Here is a 25,111-nt window from a genome sequence, read left to right on the forward strand (position 1 = left end):
CCCTCTTTCGGAAAGGACCTTGCCATGGTGGCACAGAAGGGGCGCGAGCTCCTCATCAAGATCGACAACGGGGCGGGTTTCGTCACCGTTGCGGGGCTGCGCTCGAAGCGGCTGTCGTTCAATGCGCAGCTCGTCGACGTGACGGATGCGGAATCGGCGGGGCGCTGGCGCGAACTCCTCGGCGGGGCGGGCGTGCAGCGCGCGGCGGTGTCCGGCGCCGGCATCTTCAAGGACCAGGCCTCGGACGCGCTGGTGCGCTCGCTGTTCTTCGCCGGCACGATCCTCGCCTGGCAGATCGTGATCCCGGATTTCGGCACGGTCGCGGGGCCGTTCCAGATCGCGGCGCTCGACTATTCCGGGGCGCATGACGGCGAGGTGGTCTTCGAGATCGCGCTGGAATCGGCCGGGCTGCTCACCTTCGGGGCGCTCTGATGGGCGCGCGGGCGAACCGGCACCGCGGCGAGATCGAGGCGGTGCTCGACGGCGAGCGGCGGGTGCTGTGCCTAACGCTCGGGGCGCTGGCGGAGCTGGAGACGGCCTTTGCCGTCGACAGCCTGACGGGGCTGGCCGAGCGCTTCTCCTCCGGGCGGCTGAAGGCGGGCGATCTCATCCGCATCATCGGCGCGGGGCTGCGCGGCGGCGGCAACCTCTTTTCCGACGAGGACGTGGCGGCGATGGCGGTGGCGGACGGGCTCTCCGGCTTTGCGCGCATCGCGGCGGAGCTGTTGCAGGCGACCTTCGGGCCGGGCGCGGAGGCGCGGCCGGAAAACCCTCCGGGGCCGCATCCGGGCTGAACGGGAGGAGGGCGGCCTTTCCCTGGGAGGCGGCGCTTCATGCCGGGCTCTGCCGGATGCGGCTTTCGGCGACGGATTTCTGGGCGATGACGCCGCGCGAGCTGGCCTTCGCGCTCGGCGTGCTGCGGCCTGTGCCGCCGGCGCCGGGGCGCGATGCGCTTGCCGCGCTGATGCGCGCCTTTCCCGACCACAAGGAGTGAACGATGGCGGATACGGATGACAGACCTCTTGCCGGCACGCTCGACGATGCCGGGCAGCTTTCGGCGATCTTCGACGACCTGGAGGCGCGCTCGCGCTCCTTCGGCGCGGCGTTGACGAACGCGCTGAAGGGTGCGGTCGTCGACGGCAAGGGGCTGGAGAGCGTGTTGCGCGGGCTGGCGCTGCGCATGAGCGACATTGCGCTTTCCGTTGGGCTGAAGCCGCTGGAAGGGTTTTTGTCGACCGGCTTTTCCGGCCTGCTCGGCGGCGCGACGCCCTTCGCCAAGGGCGGGGTCGTGGCCTCGCCGACCTATTTCGGGACCGGCGGCGGGCTCGGGCTGATGGGCGAGGCGGGAGCGGAGGCGATCCTGCCCCTGAAGCGCGGGCCGGACGGGGCGCTGGGTGTCGCCGGCGAGGGCGGCGGGACGCGCATCGTCTTCAACGTGACGGCGCAGGATGCGGCGAGTTTCCGCAAGTCCGAAGGGCAGATCGCGGCCATGCTGACACGCGCCGTGGGGCGCGGGCAGCGCAGTTTGTGAGGGTGAACGCTCCTCAACCCGCTGCTGCGGCCTTGTTCCCGAGGGGCAGGGCTGTGGCCTGTGGAAGGAAACCGCTGCCCCGTCCCCTTCTCCCCCGCGGGGAGAAGGTGCCGGCAGGCGGATGAGGGGGATGGCGACGGTGCAAAGGCTCGATCCGAGCCACCCCCTCATCCGACCCTTCGGGCCACCTTCTCCCCGCGGGGGAGAAGAGGAGAGCGGCACCGTCGAACGCCGTAGGCGATCGCCCTGCCGCGGGCGGGGAGAAGGGAATCGGGGTGAGGGTTTCGCGATAAGTGGCTCGGGCGATTCGGGAAAACCGCGCTCCACGTCCCTTCTCCCAGCTTGCGGGGAGAAGGTCGCGGCAGCGGGATGAGGGGCCGGAGCATTTTCGGAGAGATGGGCATGGCAGGATTTCATGAGGTGCGGTTTCCGCTGCGTGTCGCGCTCGGCACCAGCGGCGGGCCGGTGCGGCGGACGGATATCGTCAGCCTTTCCAACGGGCGGGAGAACCGCAATCGCCGCTGGCACGATGCGCGGCGGCGCTACGATGCGGGTTCGGGCGTGCGGTCGCTCGAGGATCTCTATGCGGTGCTCGCCTTCTTCGAGGCGCGGGCCGGGCAGTTTTACGGCTTCCGCTTCCATGATCCGGTGGACCACAAGTCCTGTGCGCCGGGCGGGGCGGTCAGCGCCACGGACCAGCAGATCGGCATGGGGGACGGTGCGACGGCGTCCTTCCAGCTCGTCAAGCGCTATGCGGATGCCGGCGGGGAGACGGTGCGCACCATCGAAAAGCCGGTCATGGGCACGGTGGTCGTCTCGGTGGCGGGCAGCACGCGGCCGGCGGCGGACTATACGGTGGACCATGCGACGGGTGTCGTCACCTTCAAGCCGGGCAAGATACCGGCTTCGGGCGCGATCCGGGCGGGCTACGCGTTCGACGTGCCGGTGCGCTTCGACACGGACCGTATCGACATCGACCTCGCGCAGTTCGATGCCGGGCGCATTCCCTCCATTCCGCTGGTGGAGATCCGGCCATGAGGACGATCCCGGGCGGATTGCAGGCGCATCTCGACGGCGAGGCGACGACGCTGTGCCATGCCTGGCGGGTGACGCGGCGCGACGGCGTGGTGATGGGCTTTACCGACCACGACCGCGACCTTTCCTTCGGCGGGCTCGCCTATCTGGCGGCGAGCGGCTTCGAAGCGAGCGAGACGGAGGACGGCAACGGGCTTTCGGCCGAGGGCGGCGATCTCGCGGGCGGGTTTTCGACGGAGGCGATCCGCACCGAGGACCTTTCGGCGGGGCGCTACGACGGGGCGAAGGTCGAGGTCTATCGGGTCAACTGGCAGAACCCCGCCCAGCGGCTGCTGCTGCGCACGGCCGAGCTTGGCGAGGTGCGGCGCGAGGGCGGGCTTTTTCGCGCCGAGCTGCGGCGGCTGACGCACCGGCTCGACCAGGTGCGCGGGCGTATCTACGGGCATCGCTGCGATGCGGTGCTGGGCGACGGCCGGTGCAGCGTGAATGCGGCGGCGCCGGCCTTCCGGGCGACGGCGACGGTGGGCGCGGTGCTGGACGACATGCGGCTGCGGGTGAGCGGGCTCTCCGGCTTTGCCGAGCGGTTCTTCCGCTATGGCGTGCTCACCTTCACGAGCGGCGCGGCGGAGGGACTGACGGCGGATATCGAGGACCAGCGCAAGGTGGCAGGCGGCGACGAGCTGACCTTCTGGCTGCCGGTGCCGGCAGGGGTGGCCGCGGGCGATGCGATGCAGGTGACGGCAGGGTGCGACAAGCGCTTTGCGACCTGCAAGGCCAAGTTCTCCAACGGGCTGAATTTCCGCGGTTTTCCGCACATGCCGGGCAGCGACTTCACCTATGGCTATGCCGATGGCGAGACGGTGCATGACGGGAGGCCGCTCTATGAGTGAGATGCTGCGGGATGCCCCTCATCCGGCCTGCCGGCCACCTTCTCCCCGTGAACGGGGAGAAGGGGACATGCCGAACCGTCTTCTTCCACCGCGGCAATGTCATGCGGGAAACCTTGGCGGCAAATCCCTTCTCCCCGCCTGCGGGGAGAAGGTGGCCGGCAGGCCGGATGAGGGGCCGGGACAGGATACCGGCGGTCGGGTCGTCGCGATCGCCCGCAGTTTCATCGGCACGCCCTACCGGCATCAGGGCGCGCTGAAGGGCGTCGGCTGCGATTGCCTCGGGCTGGTGCGCGGCGTGTGGCGGGAGCTTTACGGGGCGGAGCCGGAGGTGCCGGGCGCCTACGCCGCGGACTGGGCGGAGCGGGCGGGCGCGGAGCGGCTGCTGGAGGCGGCGGCGCGGCATTGCGGCGCGGCGCTGCCGGTCTCGGCGCTGCGGCCGGGCGATATCCTCGTCTTCCGCTGGCGGGCGGGGGTGGCGGCGAAACATGCCGGCATCGCGACGTCCGACGCGCATTTCATCCATGCCTATGAGCAGGCGGCGGTGACCGAATCGCCGCTCGTGCCCGCATGGCGCCGGCGGATCGCCGGCGTCTTCCGTTTTCCGGAGATTTCCTGAGCCATGGCGACACTTCTCTTCCAGGCCGCGGGCGCGACGCTCGGCGGCCTCTTCGGGCCGTTCGGCGCCATGCTCGGCCGGGCCGTCGGCGCGCTGGCGGGCTCGGCGGTCGACCGCTCGCTGATCAACGGCCTGACGAAGATTCCCGGCGCGCGGCTCAATGACGGGCGCGTGCCGGGGGCGGAGGAAGGCACGGCGATGAGCCGCGTCTACGGCACGGCGCGTGTCGGCGGCACGCTGATCTGGGCGACGCGCTTCGAGGAGGACGTCTCCGTCGAGCGCAGCGGCGGCAAGGCGAGCGGGCCGCGGGTCGAGACCTTCAGCTATTTCGCCAACTTCGCCGTCGGCGTGTGCGAAGGGCCGATCGCCGGCGTCAGGCGCGTCTTCGCGGACGGGCGGGAGATCGACCTGACCGGCATCGAGATGCGCGTCCATCGCGGCACCGCCGACCAGGCGCCCGATCCGCTGATCCTCGCCAAGCAGGGGGCGGGCAACGCGCCGGCCTATCGCGGGCTTGCCTATGTCGTCTTCGAGCGGCTGCCGCTCGACACGTTCGGCAACCGCATCCCGATCCTGCAGTTCGAGGTGCTGAAGCCGGTCGGCTCGCTGGAGGGCAAGGTCCGGGCGGTGACGGTCATTCCGGGATCGAGCGAGCATGGCTATGACCCCGAACTGGTGACGGAGAAGATTTCCGAAGGCAAGGCGCGCAACCTGAACCGCAACACGCTGGTGGCGGCGACGGACTGGGTGGCCTCGATCGACGAATTGCAGGCGCTGTGCCCCGGCCTCGAACGGGTGGGGCTGGTGGTCGCCTGGTTCGGCACGGACCTTCGGGCGGGCCAGTGCCGCATCCTGCCGGGGGTGGAGGTGTCCGAGCGGCTGGAGGAGAGCCGGCCGTGGAAGGTCTGCGGCATCGCGCGCGCGGACGCCTATGTGGTGAGCCGCGTCGAGGGCCGGCCGGCCTATGGCGGCACGCCCTCGGATGCGAGCGTGATCGCGGCCATCCGCGACCTGAGGGCGCGCGGGATCGAGGTCTATCTCTACCCTTTCCTGATGATGGACGTGCCGGCCGACAACGCGCTGCCGGACCCCTATGGCGACGTGCGGCAGGCGCCCTATCCCTGGCGCGGGCGTATCACCTGCCATCCACAATCCGCCGAGGGAACCGCTTCGGCGCGCGGCCAGGTGAACGCCTTTGTCGGCGCGGCCGGGGCGGGGAGCTTTTCCGTTTCGGGCGAGGAGATCGCCGGCCCCGCCGGCGACGAGGGGTTCCGGCGGCTGATCCTGCATTATGCGCTGCTGGCGAAGGCGGCGGGCGGGGTGGACGGCTTCCTGATCGGCTCGGAAATGCGCGGGCTGACCTGGCTGCGCGACGGGAGCGGGGCCTTTCCCTTCGTCGAGGCGCTTGGCGCGCTTGCGGGCGACGTGCGGGCGATCCTCGGGCCGGGCACGAAGATCACCTACGGGGCCGACTGGAGCGAATATTTCGGCTACCAGCCGCCGGGCGGCAGCGGCGAGGTGCGCTATCATCTCGACCCGCTCTGGGCCTCCCCGGCGATCGATGCGGTGGGCATCGACAATTACATGCCGCTCTCCGACTGGCAGAATGCCGATACGCTGGCCGGCAATCCGGACGCGTTTCGCCATTCCGAGGACATGGCGGCCATGCGCGCCATGATCACCGGCGGCGAGGGGTTCGACTGGTATTATCCCGACGCGGCGGCGCGGGCGGCGCGCGAGCGCGTGCCCATCACCGACGGCATGGCGGGAAAGCCCTGGGTGTTCCGCTACAAGGACCTCGAGAACTGGTGGGGCAATCGCCACTACGAGCGCGGGCCGGGCGGGGCGGAGCTTTCCGGCCACACCGCCTGGGTGCCGCGCTCCAAGCCGATCTGGTTCACCGAGCTCGGCTGCCCGGCGGTCGACAAGGGGGCGAACCAGCCGAACGTCTTCGTCGATCCGAAAAGCTCGGAGAACGCGCTGCCCTATCATTCCGGCGGGGCGCGCAACGACGCGGTGCAGCGGCGCTTCCTCGACGCGCACCACGGCTGGTGGCAGGGCAGCGGGCCGGAGGCCGGCATGGTCGATCCGGGCCATGTCTTCCTCTGGACCTGGGATGCGCGGCCCTATCCGGCCTTTCCCGAGGATACCGCACTCTGGTCGGACGGGCTCAACTGGCAGCGCGGGCACTGGCTGAACGCGCGGCTCGGGGCCGGGACGGTGGCGGATGTCATCGCGGCGATCCTGAAGGATCACGGGTTCCACGATTTCGACGTCTCGGGCGTTGCCGGCGATCTCTCCGGTTTCGTGCAGGCGGACCAGACCTCGGCGCGCGCGCTGATCGAGCCGCTGATGGAAGCGTTCCAGATCGATGCGCTGGAGGCGAACGGCAGGCTGGTCTTCCGATCGCGGCTGAAATCCGCGCTGCCGCCGGCGGAGATCGGCCTTCTTGCCGAGCGGCCGGAGGAGGTGCTGTTCGAGGAGAGCCGCGGGCATATCAGCGATTTCGCGGGCGAGGCGATCCTCGACCATTTCGACGATTCGGGCACCTATTCGCGCGTGACGGCGCGCTCGCGCCGCATGGCAGGGGAGAACGACCGCGTGCTGCGGCTGGCGCTGCCGGCGGTGCTGCATGCGGGGGCGGCCGCGGCGAGCGTCGAGACGGCGCTGCGCGACCAGCGGGCGGGGCAGCGGCGGCTCACCTTCCGCCTGCCGCCGACCGCGATGGGCGTGACGCCGGGCGACATCGTGCGGCTGGCCGACGGGCCGGAGGGACGCTTTCTCATCACCGGCATCACCGACGGACTGGTGCGGGAGGTGGAGGCGCGGGCGATCGCGGCGGGGGACAGCCCGGCGCCGTTGCTGCCGGACGGCCGGCCGCGGCCGGCGAGCGGGGTGGGCGACGCCTTTGCGCCGGACGTCGTTTTCCTCGACCTGCCGGTCCTCGGGTCTGGCGGGGCGCAGGATTTTGCGCGTGTCGCGGCCTATGCGCATCCCTGGCGCTCCATGATCGTGTCGAGTTCGGAGGGCAGCGAAGGTTATCGCAGCCGCGTACGGCTCGACCGGCCGGCGCGGATCGGCACGCTGGTCGAGCCGCTGGCGGCAGGCGTCGCCGGGCGGTTCGATCCGGGGCGGGCGATCATGCTCGACCTGCCCTTCGGCGGGCTTTCCGCGGTGGACACGCTGGCCATGCTGAACGGCGCCAACCGCCTTGCGCTCAGAGCCGGCAGCGGGGCCTGGGAAATTATCGGCTTTGCCGGGGCGAGCGAGATCGCGCCGGGGCGCTGGCGACTCATCCGGCTGCTGCGCGCCCTGCATGGCACCGAGGATGCCATGGCGTCCGGCCATGCGGCCGGGACGCGGGCGGTGGTGCTGGACGATGCGGTGCTGCCGCTCGGTCTCGACGTGGAGGAGGTGGGGCGGCTCTCCAACTGGCTCGTCGAGCCTGTCGGCATGACGCCGGGACAGGCGGGTCCCTTCGCCTTTGCCGGCGGCGAGCGGGCGCTGACGCCCTTGGCGCCGGTGCATCTGCGCGGCCGGCGGGACGTCGACGGCGCTGTGCGCTTGTCGTGGATCCGGCGGGGGCGGATCGATTCGGACAGCTGGCTGGCCGCCGAGATCCCGCTCGACGAGCCGGCGGAGGCCTATCGCCTCGACATCCTCTCCGGCGCGGTGCCGGTGCGCAGCGTCGAGACCGCGGCGCCGGCCTTCACCTATCCCGCCGACCAGGAGCTTGCCGATTTCGGCGCGCCGCAGGCCGCGCTTTCCATCCGCGTGCGCCAGCTCGGCCGGGCCATCCCGCTCGGCCTGCCGGCGCGGGCGACGATCCTTCTCTGACAGAAAGGAAAACCGATGAATGACGAAACGAAAGCCTGGTACCGGTCGCGCACCGTCTGGGGCGCGCTGGTCGCGATCCTCGCCTCGCTCGCCAATGCGGCGGGCGTCGAGGTGACGGCGGGTGACGAAGGGGAACTGGCCGATCTCCTCGTGGCGGCGGTGGGCACGCTGGGCGGGTTCGTCGCGCTTTACGGGCGGATTTCCGCGCGCCGGCGCGTGCGATGAGGCGGCTTGACGATCCACAAGGCATTCATTTGCCATTCAGCGTGGATCGTTTATTGCTTGCATCACACTGATCCGCACCTGAAAGTACATTCATGGCCTCGCCACTTCTCATAACCGCGCTTGCGGCCAGCCTGATCCTGCCGGGGCCCGTCGAGACGGGCACCGCGCGGGATGTCGTCGCGGTCGCCGGCGACTGCAGCGACGCGGCTGCTCAGGTGGTTGCCCAGACGGGGGGCGAACTGCTCTCGGCGCAGCCGAAGGGCGATACCTGCGTGGTGACGGTGCTCGTGCCCGGCAAGGGCAATGCGCGGCCGCGCAAGGTGACCGTGCGCGTGCCGATGTAGGGCCGCCGGCCGTTCGTGATGGGACGAGAGAGATAGGAAAGAGGGCGAATGCGTATCCTGGTGGTCGAGGACGACGTCAATCTGAGCCGGCAGCTCAGCGAGGCCTTGAAGGAATCAGGCTATGTTGTGGACCAGGCCTTCGATGGCGAGGAAGGCCACTATCTCGGCGACACCGAGCCCTATGACGCTATCATCCTCGATATCGGCCTGCCGGAAATGGACGGCATCACCGTCCTCGAAAAATGGCGCGCCGACGGCAAGGCCATGCCCGTCCTCATCCTCACCGCCCGCGACCGCTGGAGCGACAAGGTGGCCGGCATCGACGCCGGCGCCGACGACTATGTGGCAAAGCCCTTCCATGTCGAGGAGGTGCTGGCGCGCATCCGGGCGCTGATCCGCCGCGCGGCGGGCCATGCGAGCCCCGACATCGTCTGCGGGCCGGTGCGGCTCGACACGAAGGGCTCCAAGGCGACGGTCAACGGCGAGACGCTGAAGCTGACCTCGCACGAATACCGGCTGCTTTCCTACCTCATGCATCACATGGGCGAGGTGGTTTCGCGCACCGAGCTGGTCGAACATATGTATGACCAGGATTTCGACCGCGATTCCAACACGATCGAGGTTTTCGTCGGGCGCCTGCGCAAGAAGATCGGCGTCGACCTGATCGAGACCGTGCGCGGCCTCGGCTACCGGATGCAAGCCCCCGCCAATGGCAAATAACGCCAGGCGCTCCCGCTCGCTCACCTTCCGCGTTCTTCTTCTCGCCTCGCTCTGGGCGGCGGTCGCGCTCATCGTCATCGCCGTCGTCATCTCGACGCTCTACCGCCAGAGCGCGGAGAAGAGCTTTCGCGATCTTCTGCGCGCGCAGCTCTACAACGTCATCAATTCCGTTTCGGCGGACGAGGAGACGCGGCTGACCGGCACGCCGCAGCTCGGGGACCTGCGCTTCTTCCAGCCGCAATCGGGCTGGTACTGGGTGGTCGAGCCGATCGGCGGGGCGCTGGCAAGCGAGACGCTGACCTCGTCCTCGCTCGGAACGGGGAGCATTCCGATCCCCGATACCGACAGCATTCCCTTCGACACGCGCTACGAGCGCTTCTACACGACCATCGATTCCTTCGGCAACGAGGTGGAGGTGGGCGAGACGGAAGTCGTGCTCGACGACGAGGGACGCACGGCGCGTTTCCGCGTCGTCGGCAACCGCGACGTGCTGGAGGGCGATATCGACGACTTTTCCGGCAGCCTCTATCTGGCGCTGGCCGGCTTCGGCGTCGGCAGCCTGCTTCTCAACGCGGCGGCGATCCTCATCGGCCTGAAGCCGCTCGACCGGGCGCGCAAGGCGCTGGAGAAGATCCGCGCGGGGGAGAGCGAGCAGCTCGACGGCGATTTTCCCCGGGAGATCCTGCCCCTGGCGAGCGAGGTGAACGCGCTGATCGACAGCAACCGGCGCATCGTCGAGCGGGCGCGCATGCAGGTCGGCAACCTGGCGCACTCCCTGAAGACGCCGATCGCGGTTCTCCTCAACGAATCGCGGCTGCTCGCCGCCCCGCAGGGCGATCTCGTGCGCACGCAGGCCGAAGCCATGCAGAGCCAGGTGCAATCCTATCTCAACCGTGCCCGCATCGCCGCCCAGCGCGAATCCGTGCTCGCACGCACCGAGGCGCAGGCCGTGCTGGAGCGGCTGGTGCGCGTGATGCGGCGGCTCAACGCCGAATGCCAGTTTCCGCTGACCGTCGATCCGCCGGGTCTCGTGCTGGCGATGGAGCAGCAGGATGTCGAGGAGACGGTCGGCAACCTCCTGGAAAACGCCGCGCGTTATGCCCGCACGACCGTGGCCGTGCGCGCCCTGATGGCGCCGGCCGAGGTGCGCGGCAATGACGATGCGCGCAAGAACTGGATCGTCATCGAGGTGGAGGACGACGGGCCGGGGCTGGAGCCGGACGAGATCCGCGAGGCGATGAAGCGCGGCAAGCGGCTCGACGAGAGCAAGCCGGGCACCGGGCTCGGCCTTTCCATCGTCAGCGAGATCGCCTCGGAATACCAGGGAACCTTCGGGCTTTCGCGCGGGCCGCGCGGCGGGCTGCTGGCGCGGCTCGTCCTGCCGGCCGTCACAAAGGATGTTGCCTGAGACGGCGGACAATGCAACAAGGGAGGGGCTCGCGACGATGAGGATCGCGGGATGGACCACGTGCCGGGCGGGCGTATCGCTTCCGGGACGAGACCAGCAGGAGCGCGAGGCGGTTTTGCAGCCGCAATCGCGTGGAAACGGAAAGCGAGAGCAGTTCCGGCAAAAGCGCGAAGCGGTTTTGCACCCGGAATTGCGGCAGAACACAAGATCAGAGCGTTTTCGCCGGCGGGTGAAAGCGCTCTCTCATGAAGAGAGACGGTCCCAGCGGATGAAGACGGGTTTGCGCGGCGCCTTTTTCCCCCTCCTTCTGGCAACAGCGACGGTTTCGGGATGCACGACCACATCGGGCGGCGCTGCCGGGACCGCCGGCACGGCCGTTCCGACCGGAGCGGGCGTCTATATCACCGCGCTGCAGGGCGGGCTCGTCAGCCGCAATGCCGGCGGCGCCCAGCTCTCCAAGGCGGACATGCAGCGGGCGCTGGAAGCCGAGTACCGCGCGCTGGAAGCCGCGCCCGGCGGCCAGCCCGTCGTCTGGCAGGGCAGGGGCGTCAGCGGATCGGTGGTGGCGGCCGCGCCCTATCAGGTCGGCTCGCAGAACTGCCGGCAGTACAGCCACACGCTGACCGTGGACGGCCGGGACACCGCAACGCGCGGGGCGGCCTGCCGCAACGCGGACGGGGCCTGGGCGCCGCTGTCCTAGCATTGTTGTTTCCGGCGCCATCCGGTTCACCGGAAAGGGGCGGGCATGCGTTAGCGCAAGCCTGACCGTTCGACGGTTGCGGCGAAACGCCTCAAATTCACGTCATTGTTCCCTGGGGAATTGGAAACGGTCGCGCGTTCCAGTATTTGAACGGTCATGTTCTTCTGGATTCTCGTCGCCATCCTGACGGCCGCCGTGGCCGCCGTTCTGCTTCTCCCCCTGCTGCGCCGCCCTCCGGCGGCAGCGGGTGACGCCGGTCATGACGTCGAGGTCTACCGCGACCAGCTCGAGGAGTTGAAGCGCGACGAGGCGAGCGGCCTCATCGGCGCGAACGAGGCCGAGCTTGCTAGGGCGGAGGTCGCGCGCCGGCTGATCGCGGCCAGCAAGGCCGAGGCGAAGGGCGGGGCGGGCCCGGCCGGGCGCCGCAACCGGCTGGCGCAGGTCTTCGTGATCGTGCTGCTGCCGACCATCGGCCTCTGTCTTTACGTGGCGACCGGCCGGCCGGATCTTCCGGCCCAGCCGCTCGCAGAGCGCCTTGCCAATCCCGGAAACGACATCTCCATCCTCATCGCCAAGGCGGAGAACCATCTGGCGCGCAATCCGGACGACGGTGCGGGCTGGGACCTTCTGGCGCCGATCTACTATCGCAGCGGCCGGGTGGAGGATGCGGCGAACGCCTTCTCCCAGGCGATCCGCCTGCTCGGGCCGACGCCGGAGCGGCTGGACGGCTATGCGGAAACGCTGATCGCCCAGTCGAACGGCATCGTGACCGCCGAGGCGCGCGCCCGGCTGGAACAGTCGCTGACGCTGAAGGCGGACAATCCGCGCGCCGAATACTATCTGGCGCTGGCGCTGGAGCAGGAGGGCAAGCGCACCGAGGCGCGCGCCGCCTTCGAGGCCCTGGCGAAGCAAGCGCCGGCCGATGCGCCCTGGCTGCCGCTCGTCAACCGGCATATTGCCGGGCTTGCCGAGGGGCAGGGCGGCGGCGGCGGCGCGCTCGGCAATCCGACGGCGGACGACATGGCGGCCGCCCAGGACATGTCGGCGGATGACCGCCAGCAGATGATATCGGGCATGGTCGAGAGCCTTGCGGCGAAGCTTCAGGAAAATCCCGACAATATCGAAGGATGGATGCGCATCATCCGTTCCTATGTTGTGCTGGATCAAAGGCCGAAGGCCGAAGCCGCGCTACAGACGGCGCTGAAGACCTTCCCGGCCGACAGCGACAACGGCAAACAGCTTCTGGCGCTTGCCCGGGACCTATCGATTTCGGCTGAGGGCAGCGGACCATGACACGCAAGCAGAAACGTCTGGCAGTGATCGGCGGCGGCATCGCCTTCCTGGTGGCGGCGGTGCTGCTCGTCATGTTCGCCTTCAGCCAGTCGATCGCCTATTTCTACGTGCCGGGCGATCTCGCCAAGGCCGACGTGCCGCCGGGAACGCGCATCCGCCTCGGCGGGCTCGTGGAGTCCGGCACGGTCAAGCGCGGCGAGGGCTCGATCATCACCTTCACGGTGACGGACACGCTTGCGACGGTGCCGGTGACCTATACCGGCATCCTGCCCGACCTCTTCCGCGAGGGGCAGGGCGTGGTGGCGGAAGGCGCCTTCGGCACGGACGGGCTGTTCCTGGCTGACACGGTGCTCGCCAAGCACGACGAGACCTATATGCCCAAGGACGTCGCGGATCGCCTGAAGGCGCAGGGCGTCGAACTATCCGGCAAGGAAACGATCAAATGATCATCGAGCTCGGACACTATGCCCTGATCCTGGCGCTGGCGACCGTCATCGTCCAGTCGATCCTGCCGCTGGTCGGCACGATCCGGGGCGACCGCGCGCTGATGGCCGTGGCGCCCGCCGCGGCGCTGGCCGGTTTCCTGCTCGTGCTCTTCTCCTTCTCGGTGCTGACCTTCGCCTATGTCGTCTCCGATTTCTCGGTGGGCAATGTCTGGCAGAACTCGCATTCGCTGAAGCCGATGATCTACAAGATCACCGGGGTCTGGGGGAACCATGAGGGCTCGATGCTGCTCTGGCTCCTCATCCTCGTCTTCTTCAGCGCGCTCGTCGCCACCTTCGGCGCCAACCTGCCCGAGCGGCTGCGCGCCAACGTGCTGGCCGTGCAGGGCTTCATCTCCACCGCCTTCGCGCTCTTCATCCTGCTCACCTCCAATCCGTTTCTGCGGCTCCAGCCGGCGCCGGCCGAGGGGCAGGACCTCAATCCCGTTCTGCAGGACATCGGTCTCGCCATCCATCCGCCGCTGCTCTATCTCGGTTATGTCGGCTTCTCCGTCAGCTTCTCCTTCGCCATCGCGGCGCTGATCGACGGGCGGATCGATGCGGCCTGGGCGCGCTGGGTGCGGCCGTGGACCCTGGCGGCCTGGAGCTTCCTCACCGCCGGCATCGCCATGGGCTCCTACTGGGCCTATTACGAGCTCGGCTGGGGCGGCTGGTGGTTCTGGGACCCGGTGGAGAACGCCTCCTTCATTCCCTGGCTCGCCGGCACGGCGCTGCTGCATTCGGCGCTCGTCATGGAAAAGCGCGAGGCGCTGAAGATCTGGACGGTGCTGCTCGCGATCCTCACCTTCTCCATGTCGCTGCTCGGCACCTTCCTGGTGCGCTCGGGCGTGCTGACCTCGGTGCATGCCTTCGCCACCGACCCGACGCGCGGCGTCTTCATCCTCGCCATCCTGGTCTTCTTCATCGGTGGCGCACTGTCGCTCTTCGCCTTCCGGGCGGCAACGCTGAAGGCCGGCGGGCTTTTCGCGCCGATCTCGCGCGAGGGCGCGCTCGTCCTCAACAACCTGATCCTGACGACGGCGGCCGCCACGGTGCTGACCGGCACGCTCTATCCGCTGGTGCTGGAAGCGCTGACGGGCGAGAAGATCTCCGTCGGCCCGCCCTTCTTCAACCTCACCTTCGGCCTCTTGATGCTGCCGCTGCTGCTGGCGGTGCCGTTCGGCCCGCTGCTCGCCTGGAAGCGGGGTGATGTGCTCGCCGCCGGCCAGCGCCTCTTTGCGGCGGCGGGCATCGGCCTCGTCTGCGCGGCGGTGGTTCTCTACATCCAGAACGGCGGGCCGGTGCTCGCCTATTTCGGCCTTGCCATCGGCTTCTACATGATCGCGGGCGCGATCACCGACCTGTGGCTGCGCGCCGGCATCGGCAAGGTGGCGCGCAACGTCGCCGTCCGCCGCTTCATCGGCCTGCCGGGCTCGGCCTTCGGCACGGCGCTCGCCCATATCGGCATCGGCGTGACGGTGATCGGCGTCATCGCGGTGACGGCGTTCGAGACCGAGCATGTCGTCGAGATGAAGCCCGGCATGCAGGTGGAGGCCGGCGGCTACACGCTGACCTTCGACGGCATGCGCCGCGGGCAGGGGCCGAACTATTCCGAGGAATCCGGCCACTTCACGGTGGCGCGCGGCGGCGTGATCGTCACCGACGTCTGGTCCTCCAAGCGGCTCTATTCCGCCCGTCGCATGCCGACGACGGAGGCGGGCATCCGCACCTTCGGGCTCAGCCAGCTCTATGTCTCGCTCGGCGATGCGATGGCCGACGGCGGCATCGTCGTGCGCGTCTGGTGGAAGCCGATGATCCTCTGTATCTGGATCGGCACGCTGATCATGATGGCGGGCGGCATCGTGTCGCTGTGCGACCGGCGGCTGCGCGTCGGGGCGCCGCAGAAGGTGCGCAAGGTCAAGCCGGCGCTGGAGGCGGCGGAATGATGCGCCGCCTGCTCCTCGCCTCGGCCTTCCTGCTTGCCGCTTTTCCGGCCTTCGCGGTCAATCCGGACGAGGTGCTGGCCGATCCGGTGCTGGAGGCGCGGGCGCGGGCGCTGTCGGCCGAGCTGCGCTGCATGGTCTGCCAGAACCAGTCGATCGACGATTCCAATGCCGAGCTTGCCCGCGACCTCAGGCTTCTCGTGCGCGAGCGGCTGAAGAACGGCGACAGCGACGAGGCGGTGATAGAATACGTCGTCTCGCGCTATGGCGAATTCGTGCTGCTGAACCCGCGCCTGCGCGGCGAGACGCTGCTCCTGTGGGGCGCGCCGATCGTCCTCTTTCTCGCGGGCGCGGCGGCGATGGTGCTTTTCGGGCGCAAGCGCAGCGGCAAGCCGACGGGAACGCCGCTTTCGGAGGCGGAGAAGGCCGAGCTGGAAAAGGCTCTGGAGTGAGGAAATGGGGATGAGGAATTAGGCAGTAGCCAATAGGCAGTAGGGAAGTAGATATTTCTACTGCCTACTGCCTACTGCCTAATTCCTTCTTCCCAACATTACCAAAAATTCATGCCGCGGATAGTGCGCTGTAATGTGCACGCGCCTATCTCTTGCTCATCGGCTGCCGCACGCAGCCATGAAGTGAGAGAAAAGGTGCAAAGAATGTCCAAGATTTCAGCATTCCGTCCAGGCCTCAAGACCGTCCTGAAGACGACCACCGTCGCCGGGCTTGCGGCCGTCATGCTTGCGACCGGCATTCCCGCGCGCGTCACCGAGAGTTTTGCAGAAGCCGTGTCGGTGCAGGGTCCGCAGGTCGCGAGCTTCGCCGACGTCGTGGAGGCCGTCTCGCCGGCCGTCGTTTCCGTTCGCGTCCAGTCCGATGTCAAGCCGGCCAATGACGAGAGCAACTTCAGCTTCAACTTCGGCGGCCGCGGCTTCGACGAGCTTCCCGACGATCATCCGCTGAAGCGCTTCTTCCGTGAGTTCGGCGGCCCCGATCAGTTCCGGGGCGACCGCGGGCCGGATCGCCGCTTCGGTGAACGCGGCGATCGCCGCGGTCGTGACCGCAAGCCGCATCTGCGCCCGACCTCGCAGGGTTCCGGCTTCTTCATCTCGGAAGACGGCTACATCGTCACCAACAACCACGTCGTCAATGACGGCACCGCCTTCACGGTCGTGATGAACGACGGCACGGAGCTCGACGCCAAGCTCGTCGGCAAGGACAGCCGCACGGACCTCGCCGTCCTGAAGGTCGAGGAGAAGGACAAGCGCAAGTTCACCTATGTGAGCTTCGCCGATGACAGCCAGATCCGCGTCGGTGACTGGGTCGTCGCCGTCGGCAACCCGTTCGGCCTCGGCGGCACGGTGACGGCCGGCATCATCTCGGCCCGCGGCCGCGACATCGGCTCCGGCCCCTATGACGACTACCTGCAGGTGGACGCCGCCGTGAACCGCGGCAATTCCGGTGGCCCGACCTTCAACCTCAACGGCCAGGTCGTCGGCATCAACACCGCGATCTTCTCGCCGTCCGGCGGCAATGTCGGCATCGCCTTCGCGATTCCCGCCTCCGTCGCCAAGGGCGTCGTCGCCGACCTGATGAAGGACGGCAAGGTCGACCGCGGCTGGCTCGGCGTGCAGATCCAGCCGGTGAGCCGCGATATCGCCGATTCGCTCGGCCTTGCGGACGCCGCCGGTGCCCTCGTCGTCGAACCGCAGGCCGATTCGCCCGGTGCCAAGGCCGGCATCAAGAAGGGCGACGTGATCACGGCGCTCGATGGCGAGCCGATCAAGAACCCACGTGACCTTGCCCGCCGCGTGGCCGACATCGCACCCGGCAAGACGGTGGAGCTTTCGGTCTGGCGTGACGGCAAGTCCGAGACGATCGCGGTCGAGATCGGCACGCTTGCCGGCGAGCAGATCCAGGCCGCGACGGGCACGGACGAAGTCGAGCCGGAAGCGCCCGCCAGCGAGCAGGCGCTTGCCGATCTCGGCATCTCGGTCACGCCGGGCGACGACGGCCTGACGGTCTCCTCCGTCGATCCGGACTCCGACGCCAGCGACCGCGGCCTCAAGGAAGGCGACCGCATCACCTCCGTCAACAACCAGGCCGTGAAGTCTGCCGACGACGTGGTGAAGGTCATCAACAATGCCCGCAAGGACGGCCGCTCCAAGGCGCTGTTCCAGATCGAGACCAATGACGGCAGCCGCTTCCTGGCCCTGCCGATCGACCAGGGCTGAGCGGCTCCGTAATCCGCTTTTCGGCGCCGCGAAATCGCAAGGTTTCGCGGCGCTGCCATATCGGGACACGGCACTCTGGCCAAGTCCCGCCGAACATGCTGTAAGGTCCGCACGATGAAGATATTGATTGTGGAAGACGATCTGGAGGCGGCCGCCTATCTCTCGAAGGCCTTTCGCGAGGCGGGCATCGTGCTCGACCATGCGAGCGACGGCGAAAGCGGCCTCTTCCTCGCCACCGAGAACAGCTACGACGTCCTGGTCATCGACCGCATGCTGCCGCGCCGCGACGGCCTGTCGCTGATCTCGGAGCTGCGCCGCCGCAACATCCACACCCCCGTGCTCATCCTCTCCGCGCTCGGCCAGGTCGACGACCGCGTGACGGGGCTGCGCGCCGGGGGCGACGACTACCTGCCGAAACCCTATGCCTTCAGCGAGCTTCTGGCGCGGGTGGAGGTGCTCGGGCGGCGCAAGGGCACGCCGGAGCAGGACATGGTCTACCGTGTCGGCGACCTCGAGCTCGACCGGCTGTCGCACACGGTCAAGCGCGCCGGCAGGGAGATCCTGCTCCAGCCGCGCGAGTTCCGCCTGCTCGAATATCTGATGAAGAATGCCGGCCAGGTCGTGACGCGCACCATGCTCCTGGAGAATGTCTGGGACTATCATTTCGACCCGCAGACCAATGTCATCGACGTCCATGTCTCGCGGCTGCGCTCGAAGATCGAGAAGGACTTCGACCAGCCGCTGCTGCGCACCGTTCGCGGCGCGGGATACATGATGAAGGACGAGGCGGCGGGCTGACCCCATGCATCGAATGCTCGGCAGGCTGACCGCCCTCTATCGCACGACCGCGGTGCGGCTTTCCGCCGTCTATCTGCTGCTGTTCGCCCTGTGCGCGGCCTTCCTCGTCTTCTACGTCTCCTCCATGTCGGAACGGCTGCTGCGCCAGCAGATGCGCGAGGCGGTGGCGCAGGAGGTCGAGCAGATCGAGCGCGTCTTCGAAGGCAACGGCATGAACGGCCTCCTGCGCACGCTGGAACGGCGATCGCGCCAGCCGGGCGCCAATCTCTACATCATCGCAAGCCCGACGGGCGAGGTGCTGGCCGGCAACGTGGCGTCGCTGCAGCCGGGCGTGCTCGACACCGAAGGCTGGACGGAGACGCCCTTTCGCTACCAGCGCTACCAGGAGGAGGCGCGCGGCAACAACCGCCCGATGGCCTATGCGCAGGTCATCGTGCTCACCAACGGCCTGCGCGTGCTCGTCGGCCGCGATCTCGGCGAGCCCGAGAATTTCCGTTATCTGGTGCGCCAGGCGCTGATGGTGGCGCTCGGCGTCATGGGCTTCGGGGCGCTCGCCATCTGGTACCTGATCGGGCGCAATGCGCTGAAGCGCATGGACCGCATGTCCGGCGCCAGCCAGCGAATCATGGCGGGCGACCTCTCGCAGCGCCTGCCGACCAGCGGTTCGGGCGATGAGTTCGACCGGCTGTCGGAATCGCTCAACACCATGCTCGGCCGCATCGAGAAGCTCGACGAGGGCCTGAAGCAGGTCTCCGACAATATCGCGCATGACCTGAAGACGCCGCTCACCCGGCTGCGCAACAAGGCGGAGGCCGCGCTTTCCGGCGGCGAGCGGGCCGATTACCGCACGGCGCTGGAGGAGATGATCGGGGAATCCGACCAGCTCATCCGCACCTTCAACGCGCTCCTGATGATTTCCCGCGTCGAGGCGGGGCAGGCACCGGCCGAGATGAGCGCGATCGACATCAGCGGCATCGCCCAGGACGGCGCCGAGCTCTACGAGCCGGTGGCCGAGGACAGCGGCCTCACGCTGGTGACCGCCATCGCCGACGGCGTCGAGGTCAAGGGCAACCGCGAGCTCGTCGGCCAGGCGCTCGGCAACCTCATCGACAATGCGATCAAATATGCCGAGGGCAGCGGGGGCGAACCCGAGATCCGCATTTCCCTCGAACGGCGGGAGGGCGAGGTCGTGCTTTCGGTCGCCGACAGCGGCCCGGGCGTGCCCGACGACAAGCGCGAGGACGTGGTGAAGCGCTTCGTGCGGCTCGATGCCAGCCGTTCCAAGCCCGGCACGGGCCTCGGCCTCTCGCTGGCCGGCGCCGTCATGGAAATGCACCATGGCCGCCTCGAGCTCGACGCGACCCATGCGGAGCGGGAAAACAATCGGGGGCTGACCGTCAGGATGGTTTTCCCCGTCGTTGCGGACTGATACACCTTTTCGCGCCGGCCTTTCATCGGCCGGATGCGGTGAGGAGGCATCATGAGCGCAGCGGAAACGACGCGGTTTTCCGATCTTTCGGCAAGCCCCGTGCGGGCTCTCAGCCAGGCGGAGGTCAAGTCTGTCCTGTCCGATCTCAAGGACTGGGGTAGGGAGCACGCCGCCATCGCCCGGCTCCTCGGCGAGGAGGGGCCGCTCAAGGATTTCATCGTCGCCACCCTGTCGCTCTCGCCCTATCTGCGCGACACGGCCCGCATCGATCCCGGCCTGCTCACCCGCGCGCTCGAAGAGCCGATCCTGCCCGCCGTGCAGGCCGCCATCGACGGCGCCCGCAAGGCCTGGCGGACGGAGGACGGCGAGGTGACGGAGGCCGTGCTGATGACGCGGCTGCGCCGCGCCAAGCGCGAGGTCGCCTTCTTCACCGCCCTTGCCGACCTTGCCCGCATTTTCGACGCGCGGCGCACCACGGCGCTGCTGACGGATCTCGCCGAGGCGACGACGTCCGCAGCCATCGACCACCTGCTTTTATCTGCGCATGAGAGCGGCAAGCTGACGCTGCCCGATCCCGCCCGCCCGAGCGAGGGCTCCGGCCTCATCGTGCTCGGCATGGGCAAGCTGGGCGCGGCGGAGCTCAACTATTCCTCCGATATCGACCTCGTCGTCTTCTTCGATCCGATGGCCGGCATCGCCGTCGATCCGAGCGAGGCCGTCGAGACCTTTTCCCGCCTCGTGCGTCGGCTGATCCGCATCATGCAGGAGCGGACGGCGGACGGCTATGTCTTCCGCACGGACCTGCGGCTGCGGCCCGATCCCGGCGCCACGCCGCTCGCCATCTCGGTCGATTCGGCGATGCTCTATTACGAGGGCAGGGGGCAGAACTGGGAGCGGGCCGCCTTCATCAAGGCAAAGCCCGTCGCCGGCGACCTCAGGGCCGGCGAAGCCTTCCTCAAGGAGCTCACGCCCTTCGTCTTCCGCAAGTACCTCGACTATGCGGCGATCGCCGACATCCATTCGATCAAGCGGCAGATCCATGTGCACAAGGGCCATGGCGAGATCGCGGTGAAGGGCCACAACGTCAAGCTCGGCCGCGGCGGCATCCGCGAGATCGAGTTCTTCGTGCAGACCCAGCAGCTGATCGCCGGCGGGCGCGTCCCGGCGCTGCGCCTGCGCGCCACCGAGCCGATGCTGGCGGAACTTGCCAGGGCGAGCTGGATCGACGCGGCGACGGCCGAGGAACTGACGCAGGCCTACTGGTTCCTGCGCGACGTCGAGCATCGCATCCAGATGGTGCGCGACGAGCAGACCCATGTGCTGCCGGAAACCGAGGCCGAACTGAAGCGCATCGCCTATATGCTGGGCTTTGCGGATACGGCTGCCTTTTCCGCCCGGTTGGTCGAGGTGCTGAAGACCGTGGAGCGGCGCTATGCGGCGCTCTTCGAGCAGGAGGCGAAGCTCTCCTCGGAGACCGGCAATCTCGTCTTCACCGGCCAGAAGGACGATCCGGACACGCTGGAGACGCTGAAGCGCCTCGGCTTCGAGCGCCCCGCCGACATTTCCCGCACGATCCGCACCTGGCACTACGGGCGCTACCGCGCCACGCAGTCCGTCGAGGCGCGCGAGCGGCTGACGGAGCTGACGCCGGAGCTGCTGCGCGTCTTCGGCGAGAGCAAGCGGGCGGACGAGGCGCTGTTGCGCTTCGACAATTTCATCTCCGGCCTGCCGGCGGGCATCCAGCTCTTCTCGCTGCTCGGCAACAATCCGGCGCTGCTCTCCCTTATCGTCAACATCATGTCGTCGGCGCCGCGCCTTGCCGAGGTGATCGCGGCAAAGCCCCATGTCTTCGACGGCATGCTCGATCCGGGGCTTCTCGCCGAACTGCCGACCCGCGCCTATCTCTCCGAGCGCATCGACGGCTTCGTTTCCGGCGCGCGGCATTACGAGGAGATCCTCGATCGCCTGCGCATCATCGCCGCCGAACAGCGCTTCCTTATCGGCATCCGCCTTCTGACCGGCGCGATCACCGGAAAGCAGGCCGCCCGCGCCTTCACCCATGTCGCCGATCTCATCGTCCAGGCGGCCTTCAAGGCGGTGCTGGAGGAGGTCGAGGCGGCGCACGGCAAATTCCCCGGCGGGCGCGTCGCACTGGTCGGCATGGGCAAGCTCGGCAGCTTCGAGCTGACGGCGGGCTCGGACATCGACCTCATCCTGCTCTACGACCACGACAGCGACGCCTTCGAATCGGACGGCGCCAAGCCGCTCGACAACGTCAAGTATTTCACCCGCATCACGCAGCGGCTGATCGCGGCGCTCTCCGCCCCGACGGCCGAAGGCGTGCTCTACGAGGTCGACATGCGGCTCCGCCCCTCCGGCAACAAGGGGCCGGTCGCCACCCGCATCACCGCCTTCGCCAAGTACCAGGCGGAGGAGGCCTGGACCTGGGAGCACATGGCGCTGACCCGCGCCCGCGTGCTCTGCGGCGACGAGAGCCTGATGCGGCAGGCGGAGGAGATCTTTCGCGCGGTGCTCGCCCGCAAGCGCGATGCGGGCAAGATCGCCAAGGATGTGCTCGAGATGCGGACGCTGATCGACGAGGAGAAGCCGCCGAAGGACATCTGGGACCTGAAGCTGATTGCCGGCGGGCTGATCGACATCGAGTTCATCGCCCAGTTCCTCGCGCTTGTGGCGCCGGCGCGGGGCGCCGCGCAGCCGGAAAGGGCGCTGCCGACGGGCGATGCGCTGGCGCTGCTCGGACAGAGCATGATGGACCCGAACGATCTCGACACGGTGCAGCGGGCACTCACCCTCTACACGGATATCTCCCAGATCGTGCGCCTCAGCGTCGATGGCGGCTTCGACCCGAAGGAGGCCCCCGCCGGCCTCGTCGATCTCGTCTGCCGCGCCGGCGACTGCCCGGACCTGCGCGCGCTGGAGGCGGATATAAGGCGCGTCTCCAAGGCGGTGCGGAAGATCTTTCAGGGGGTGGTGAAGGGATAGCGACGGGTTCGGGAAGGCCTCCCTCCAACTTCTCCTCCGTCATCCTCAGGCTTGACCCGGGGATCCATGCCACAAACGCAACATGCGCCGTGACGCATGGATCCTCGGGTCAAGCCCGAGGATGACGTGGGCGGGTGGGGACGCGCCCTCAGGCCGCCGCCAGATGCAGCGCCGCGAGCCGTTCCCGGTCGGGGATGCGCACGGAGATGATCGTGCCCTTGCCCTCGACGGAGTGGATGCGCATGGCCCCGCCATGCAGATGGGCGAGCGAGCGGGAGATGGCGAGGCCGAGGCCGGAGCCGCCCTTGCTCTTGGCATACTGGCTCTGCACCTGCTCGAAGGGCTGGCCGATCTTCTGCAGCGCGGATTTCGGGATGCCGATGCCGGTGTCGGCGATCGTCAGCGTGACGGCGCCGTCCACCCTGCGTGCCCGCACCTCCACCCTGCCGCCGGGATTGGTGAACTTCATGGCGTTCGACAGGAGGTTCAGCAGGATCTGCTTCATGGCGCGGCGGTCGGCGACCGTCAGCAGGTTGCCCGGGCAGGCCTGCCGCACCTCGATGTGCTTCTTCTCCGCCTGCAGCATGGTGAGGCGCAGCGTCTCCTCGATCAGCGGCGACAGGTCGACCGTCTCGCAGCTGATGCGCATGTGGCCGGCCTCGATCTTCGACATGTCGAGGATGTCGCTGATGACGTTGAGCAGGTGCTTGCCGCTCTCGTGGATGTCGCGGGAATATTCGCGGTACTTGTCGGAGCCGAGCGGGCCGAACATCTGGTTCTGCAGGATCTCGGAAAAGCCGAGGATGGCGTTGAGCGGCGTGCGCAGCTCATGCGACATGTTGGCGAGGAATTCGGACTTGGCCCGGTTGGCCGCCTCCGCACGGTCCTTTTCCGCCTGGTAGTTGGCATTGGCGAGCGAAAGCTCGGCCTTCTGCCGCTCCAGCTTGGCGCGGGAGGCGGAGAGGTCGCCGATCGTCGCCATCAGGCGGCGTTCGGATTCGCGCAGGCGCACCTGGTGGCGCTTCATCATGGTGATGTCGGTGCCGACGGAGACGAGGCCGCCGTCGCGGGTGCGCCGCTCGTTGATCTGCAGCCAGCGCTCGTCGGCAAGCTGTACCTCGCTGGTCTGCGAAACGCCCGCGCCGTCCGCATCCGCGATGCGCCGCTCGATGACCGGCCGGGCCGCGGCGGCATGCACCGTCGCCCGGTCCGTGCCCGGAACGAGCACGTCGTCGGGAAGGCCGTAGGCCTGCTGGTAGTGCGCGTTGCACATGACGAGCCGGTCGCTCTTGTCCCACAGCACGAAGGCCTCGGAGGTGCATTCGATGGCGTCGGCGAGCCGCTGGTCGGCCTCCTGGTAGCGCTGGGCGAGCCGGTGCTGCTCGGTCACGTCCATGGCGATGCCGATCATGTGCATGCGGCCGGAGGCCATGCGGATGAGCTGGGCGCGGGCGCGCAGCCACACATAGTGGCCTTCGGCGTGGCGCATGCGGAACACCTGGTCCACCTGCTTGGCCTCGCTGCGCGCGACGGCCCGGGCGACCTGGTAGATGCCGTCGTCGTCGGGGTGCATCAGCCGGGCGGCATCGCCGAAGGAGAGCACGCTGTCGCGCGCCGGCATGCCGAGCATTTCATACATGGAGCGCGACCAGAACAGCCGCCGGCTCGAGAGGTCGAAATCCCAGAGGCCGCAGCGGCCGCGGGCGAGCGCCGTCTCCACGCGCAGGTTCGATTCGGCGAAGATCGCGTCCGCGTCGCGCGCCCGCTTCGCCTGGATGTAGTAGGCATAAAGGATGACGAGCAGGATGGCCGAAATGCCGGAAAACAGCGTGACGTTCAGCGCCACCTCGTCGCGCCAGAACGTCGCGAGCTGCCCGAGCGGGTTGGCGACGATGATGAAGCCGCCCTTCTTCGGCATCTGCACGAGCGAGGCGTAGTAGTCCTCATCGCCGATGCGGGCGCGGAAGACGCCGGCCGGATCGCCGAAATACTGGATCGCCGCCAGCTCCGGAGAGAACCGCGCGAGCGACAGGCCGACATAGCGCGCCGCGCCCAGCGAGGCGCCGAAGACCTGGCCCTTCTCCGCCACGAAGAGAACCAGCCCGCCCGGCTGCATGCGGTCCTGCGGCAGATGCAGGGAAAGCGCCGCCTCCACCGCCATGCGGTCGGATTTCGCCAGGCTCTCGGCCATCGGGCCGGAGAACACCGCCTCGGCGGCCATTGCCGTCAGCGACGTCGTGTCCTTGACGCTGGTCTCCATCCGGTCGTGCTCGACCAGGATGCCGGCCATGCGCGAGATGGCCACAACGAACAGAAAGGCGATGATCAGGATCGGTATCGACCGCTTCAGCACGGGCTCGGCCCGTGTCAGATGCCGCGCGGCAGGCCCGGCGAAAATCTTCGCCTGTCCCGTCAGCTCGCTTTCCCAGGCCGCCATTCCCGGAAATTTGAGGTGAGTCCACCCGCCGGCTGCGCGTCCTCGTTGCGCGTCCGTCATAGTCTTAAACCTTGTACCCTCTCGTGATTCGGCGCGCCGCTCGCCCGAATCTGCCTTAATGAATCAATTGTGATTCGGCTTGTCCAGCGGAAAAGGTAACCAAGTCTTAACCATTTCTTATGGTTGGGA

22 protein-coding genes are annotated in these 25,111 nt (G+C 68.3%); 21 read left to right on the forward strand and 1 reads right to left on the reverse strand.

What is annotated here, in order from left to right; translation table 11 throughout:
- Nucleotides 1–24 precede the first annotated feature (24 nt).
- The 21 genes from AABF56_RS03095 to AABF56_RS03195 all read left to right on the forward strand — a co-directional run bounded on the left by AABF56_RS03095 (nucleotide 25) and on the right by AABF56_RS03195 (nucleotide 22,485).
- Entirely contained in the window at nucleotides 25–432 is a 408-nt protein-coding gene (locus tag AABF56_RS03095) for a phage major tail protein, TP901-1 family (protein ID WP_272804887.1), read from the forward strand.
- The gene (locus tag AABF56_RS03100; RefSeq protein WP_272804888.1) at nucleotides 432–794 is read left to right on the forward strand and encodes a gene transfer agent family protein; all 363 of its coding nucleotides are present in this window, start codon (nucleotides 432–434) and stop codon (nucleotides 792–794) included. Before AABF56_RS03095 ends, AABF56_RS03100 begins: the two co-directional genes overlap by 1 nt.
- Nucleotides 791–994 (forward strand): rcc01693 family protein, encoded by a 204-nt coding sequence (locus AABF56_RS03105; protein WP_272807427.1) that lies wholly within the window; start codon nucleotides 791–793, stop codon nucleotides 992–994. Before AABF56_RS03100 ends, AABF56_RS03105 begins: the two co-directional genes overlap by 4 nt.
- A gap of 3 nt (nucleotides 995–997) precedes the next feature.
- Nucleotides 998–1,531 (forward strand): phage tail tape measure protein, encoded by a 534-nt coding sequence (locus tag AABF56_RS03110; RefSeq protein WP_272804889.1) that lies wholly within the window; start codon nucleotides 998–1,000, stop codon nucleotides 1,529–1,531.
- A gap of 402 nt (nucleotides 1,532–1,933) precedes the next feature.
- Nucleotides 1,934–2,569: a DUF2460 domain-containing protein gene (locus AABF56_RS03115; protein WP_272804890.1), complete on the forward strand. Its 636-nt coding sequence runs from the start codon at nucleotides 1,934–1,936 to the stop codon at nucleotides 2,567–2,569.
- Entirely contained in the window at nucleotides 2,566–3,456 is an 891-nt protein-coding gene (locus AABF56_RS03120) for a DUF2163 domain-containing protein (RefSeq protein ID WP_272804891.1), read from the forward strand. The genes AABF56_RS03115 and AABF56_RS03120 overlap by 4 nt, the downstream gene beginning before the upstream one ends.
- Nucleotides 3,457–3,664: 208 nt before the next feature.
- Nucleotides 3,665–4,072 (forward strand): NlpC/P60 family protein, encoded by a 408-nt coding sequence (locus tag AABF56_RS03125; RefSeq protein ID WP_443021147.1) that lies wholly within the window; start codon nucleotides 3,665–3,667, stop codon nucleotides 4,070–4,072.
- A gap of 3 nt (nucleotides 4,073–4,075) precedes the next feature.
- A complete protein-coding gene (locus AABF56_RS03130) occupies nucleotides 4,076–7,909 on the forward strand; it encodes a baseplate multidomain protein megatron (RefSeq protein ID WP_272804892.1) in 3,834 nt (1,277 codons plus the stop codon).
- Nucleotides 7,910–7,924: 15 nt separating this feature from the next.
- Entirely contained in the window at nucleotides 7,925–8,134 is a 210-nt protein-coding gene (locus AABF56_RS03135; protein ID WP_244769968.1) for a hypothetical protein, read from the forward strand.
- Between the two features lie 92 nt (nucleotides 8,135–8,226).
- Nucleotides 8,227–8,478, forward strand: coding sequence for a hypothetical protein (locus AABF56_RS03140; protein WP_244769969.1), 252 nt, complete (start codon nucleotides 8,227–8,229; stop codon nucleotides 8,476–8,478).
- 48 nt (nucleotides 8,479–8,526) lie between these two features.
- Nucleotides 8,527–9,198 (forward strand): response regulator transcription factor, encoded by a 672-nt coding sequence (locus AABF56_RS03145; protein WP_244769970.1) that lies wholly within the window; start codon nucleotides 8,527–8,529, stop codon nucleotides 9,196–9,198.
- Nucleotides 9,188–10,606: an ATP-binding protein gene (locus AABF56_RS03150; protein ID WP_272804893.1), complete on the forward strand. Its 1,419-nt coding sequence runs from the start codon at nucleotides 9,188–9,190 to the stop codon at nucleotides 10,604–10,606. Before AABF56_RS03145 ends, AABF56_RS03150 begins: the two co-directional genes overlap by 11 nt.
- A gap of 268 nt (nucleotides 10,607–10,874) precedes the next feature.
- A complete protein-coding gene (locus tag AABF56_RS03155) occupies nucleotides 10,875–11,306 on the forward strand; it encodes a hypothetical protein (protein WP_244769972.1) in 432 nt (143 codons plus the stop codon).
- A 156-nt stretch (nucleotides 11,307–11,462) separates the two neighbouring features.
- On the forward strand, nucleotides 11,463–12,599 hold the full coding sequence (gene ccmI / locus AABF56_RS03160; protein WP_272804894.1) for a c-type cytochrome biogenesis protein CcmI: 1,137 nt from the start codon (nucleotides 11,463–11,465) through the stop codon (nucleotides 12,597–12,599).
- Nucleotides 12,596–13,045 carry a cytochrome c maturation protein CcmE gene (gene ccmE / locus AABF56_RS03165; RefSeq protein ID WP_272804895.1) on the forward strand — a complete coding sequence of 150 codons (450 nt, stop codon included), beginning with the start codon at nucleotides 12,596–12,598 and terminating at the stop codon, nucleotides 13,043–13,045. The genes ccmI and ccmE overlap by 4 nt, the downstream gene beginning before the upstream one ends.
- Nucleotides 13,042–15,027 carry a heme lyase CcmF/NrfE family subunit gene (locus AABF56_RS03170; RefSeq protein WP_272804896.1) on the forward strand — a complete coding sequence of 662 codons (1,986 nt, stop codon included), beginning with the start codon at nucleotides 13,042–13,044 and terminating at the stop codon, nucleotides 15,025–15,027. Before ccmE ends, AABF56_RS03170 begins: the two co-directional genes overlap by 4 nt.
- Entirely contained in the window at nucleotides 15,024–15,476 is a 453-nt protein-coding gene (locus tag AABF56_RS03175) for a cytochrome c-type biogenesis protein (protein WP_272804897.1), read from the forward strand. Before AABF56_RS03170 ends, AABF56_RS03175 begins: the two co-directional genes overlap by 4 nt.
- 204 nt (nucleotides 15,477–15,680) lie before the next feature.
- Nucleotides 15,681–17,255, forward strand: a complete 1,575-nt coding sequence (locus AABF56_RS03180; protein WP_244769977.1) for a Do family serine endopeptidase — start codon at nucleotides 15,681–15,683, stop codon at nucleotides 17,253–17,255.
- 114 nt (nucleotides 17,256–17,369) lie between these two features.
- Nucleotides 17,370–18,053, forward strand: a complete 684-nt coding sequence (locus AABF56_RS03185; RefSeq protein ID WP_257947619.1) for a response regulator transcription factor — start codon at nucleotides 17,370–17,372, stop codon at nucleotides 18,051–18,053.
- Nucleotides 18,054–18,066: 13 nt separating this feature from the next.
- The gene (locus AABF56_RS03190; protein WP_272807429.1) at nucleotides 18,067–19,482 is read left to right on the forward strand and encodes an ATP-binding protein; all 1,416 of its coding nucleotides are present in this window, start codon (nucleotides 18,067–18,069) and stop codon (nucleotides 19,480–19,482) included.
- A gap of 51 nt (nucleotides 19,483–19,533) precedes the next feature.
- Nucleotides 19,534–22,485: a bifunctional [glutamine synthetase] adenylyltransferase/[glutamine synthetase]-adenylyl-L-tyrosine phosphorylase gene (locus AABF56_RS03195; protein ID WP_272804898.1), complete on the forward strand. Its 2,952-nt coding sequence runs from the start codon at nucleotides 19,534–19,536 to the stop codon at nucleotides 22,483–22,485.
- Nucleotides 22,486–22,633: 148 nt separating this feature from the next.
- Here the strand turns inward: AABF56_RS03195 and AABF56_RS03200 are convergent, their stop codons facing one another.
- Nucleotides 22,634–24,982, reverse strand: a complete 2,349-nt coding sequence (locus AABF56_RS03200) for a PAS domain-containing sensor histidine kinase (protein ID WP_272804899.1) — start codon at nucleotides 24,980–24,982, stop codon at nucleotides 22,634–22,636.
- Between the last annotated feature and the right edge of the window lie 129 nt (nucleotides 24,983–25,111).

It is taken from the genome of Shinella sp. WSC3-e (assembly GCF_945994535.1).
In the GTDB taxonomy this organism is placed as follows: domain Bacteria; phylum Pseudomonadota; class Alphaproteobacteria; order Rhizobiales; family Rhizobiaceae; genus Shinella; species Shinella yambaruensis.

What these genes read in the sequence shown, in the direction of transcription:
- AABF56_RS03150 (WP_272804893.1), top strand. Translation starts at nt 9,188, where the DNA reads ATGGCAAATAACGCCAGGCGCTCCCGCTCGCTCACCTTCCGCGTTCTT.
- AABF56_RS03095 (WP_272804887.1), top strand. Translation starts at nt 25, where the DNA reads ATGGTGGCACAGAAGGGGCGCGAGCTCCTCATCAAGATCGACAACGGG.
- AABF56_RS03170 (WP_272804896.1), top strand. Translation starts at nt 13,042, where the DNA reads ATGATCATCGAGCTCGGACACTATGCCCTGATCCTGGCGCTGGCGACC.
- AABF56_RS03130 (WP_272804892.1), top strand. Translation starts at nt 4,076, where the DNA reads ATGGCGACACTTCTCTTCCAGGCCGCGGGCGCGACGCTCGGCGGCCTC.
- ccmE (WP_272804895.1), top strand. Translation starts at nt 12,596, where the DNA reads ATGACACGCAAGCAGAAACGTCTGGCAGTGATCGGCGGCGGCATCGCC.
- AABF56_RS03190 (WP_272807429.1), top strand. Translation starts at nt 18,067, where the DNA reads ATGCTCGGCAGGCTGACCGCCCTCTATCGCACGACCGCGGTGCGGCTT.
- AABF56_RS03140 (WP_244769969.1), top strand. Translation starts at nt 8,227, where the DNA reads ATGGCCTCGCCACTTCTCATAACCGCGCTTGCGGCCAGCCTGATCCTG.
- AABF56_RS03185 (WP_257947619.1), top strand. Translation starts at nt 17,370, where the DNA reads ATGAAGATATTGATTGTGGAAGACGATCTGGAGGCGGCCGCCTATCTC.
- ccmI (WP_272804894.1), top strand. Translation starts at nt 11,463, where the DNA reads ATGTTCTTCTGGATTCTCGTCGCCATCCTGACGGCCGCCGTGGCCGCC.
- AABF56_RS03195 (WP_272804898.1), top strand. Translation starts at nt 19,534, where the DNA reads ATGAGCGCAGCGGAAACGACGCGGTTTTCCGATCTTTCGGCAAGCCCC.
- AABF56_RS03120 (WP_272804891.1), top strand. Translation starts at nt 2,566, where the DNA reads ATGAGGACGATCCCGGGCGGATTGCAGGCGCATCTCGACGGCGAGGCG.
- AABF56_RS03200 (WP_272804899.1), bottom strand. Translation starts at nt 24,982, where the DNA reads ATGACGGACGCGCAACGAGGACGCGCAGCCGGCGGGTGGACTCACCTC.
- AABF56_RS03110 (WP_272804889.1), top strand. Translation starts at nt 998, where the DNA reads ATGGCGGATACGGATGACAGACCTCTTGCCGGCACGCTCGACGATGCC.
- AABF56_RS03145 (WP_244769970.1), top strand. Translation starts at nt 8,527, where the DNA reads ATGCGTATCCTGGTGGTCGAGGACGACGTCAATCTGAGCCGGCAGCTC.
- AABF56_RS03175 (WP_272804897.1), top strand. Translation starts at nt 15,024, where the DNA reads ATGATGCGCCGCCTGCTCCTCGCCTCGGCCTTCCTGCTTGCCGCTTTT.
- AABF56_RS03180 (WP_244769977.1), top strand. Translation starts at nt 15,681, where the DNA reads ATGTCCAAGATTTCAGCATTCCGTCCAGGCCTCAAGACCGTCCTGAAG.
- AABF56_RS03100 (WP_272804888.1), top strand. Translation starts at nt 432, where the DNA reads ATGGGCGCGCGGGCGAACCGGCACCGCGGCGAGATCGAGGCGGTGCTC.
- AABF56_RS03155 (WP_244769972.1), top strand. Translation starts at nt 10,875, where the DNA reads ATGAAGACGGGTTTGCGCGGCGCCTTTTTCCCCCTCCTTCTGGCAACA.
- AABF56_RS03135 (WP_244769968.1), top strand. Translation starts at nt 7,925, where the DNA reads ATGAATGACGAAACGAAAGCCTGGTACCGGTCGCGCACCGTCTGGGGC.
- AABF56_RS03115 (WP_272804890.1), top strand. Translation starts at nt 1,934, where the DNA reads ATGGCAGGATTTCATGAGGTGCGGTTTCCGCTGCGTGTCGCGCTCGGC.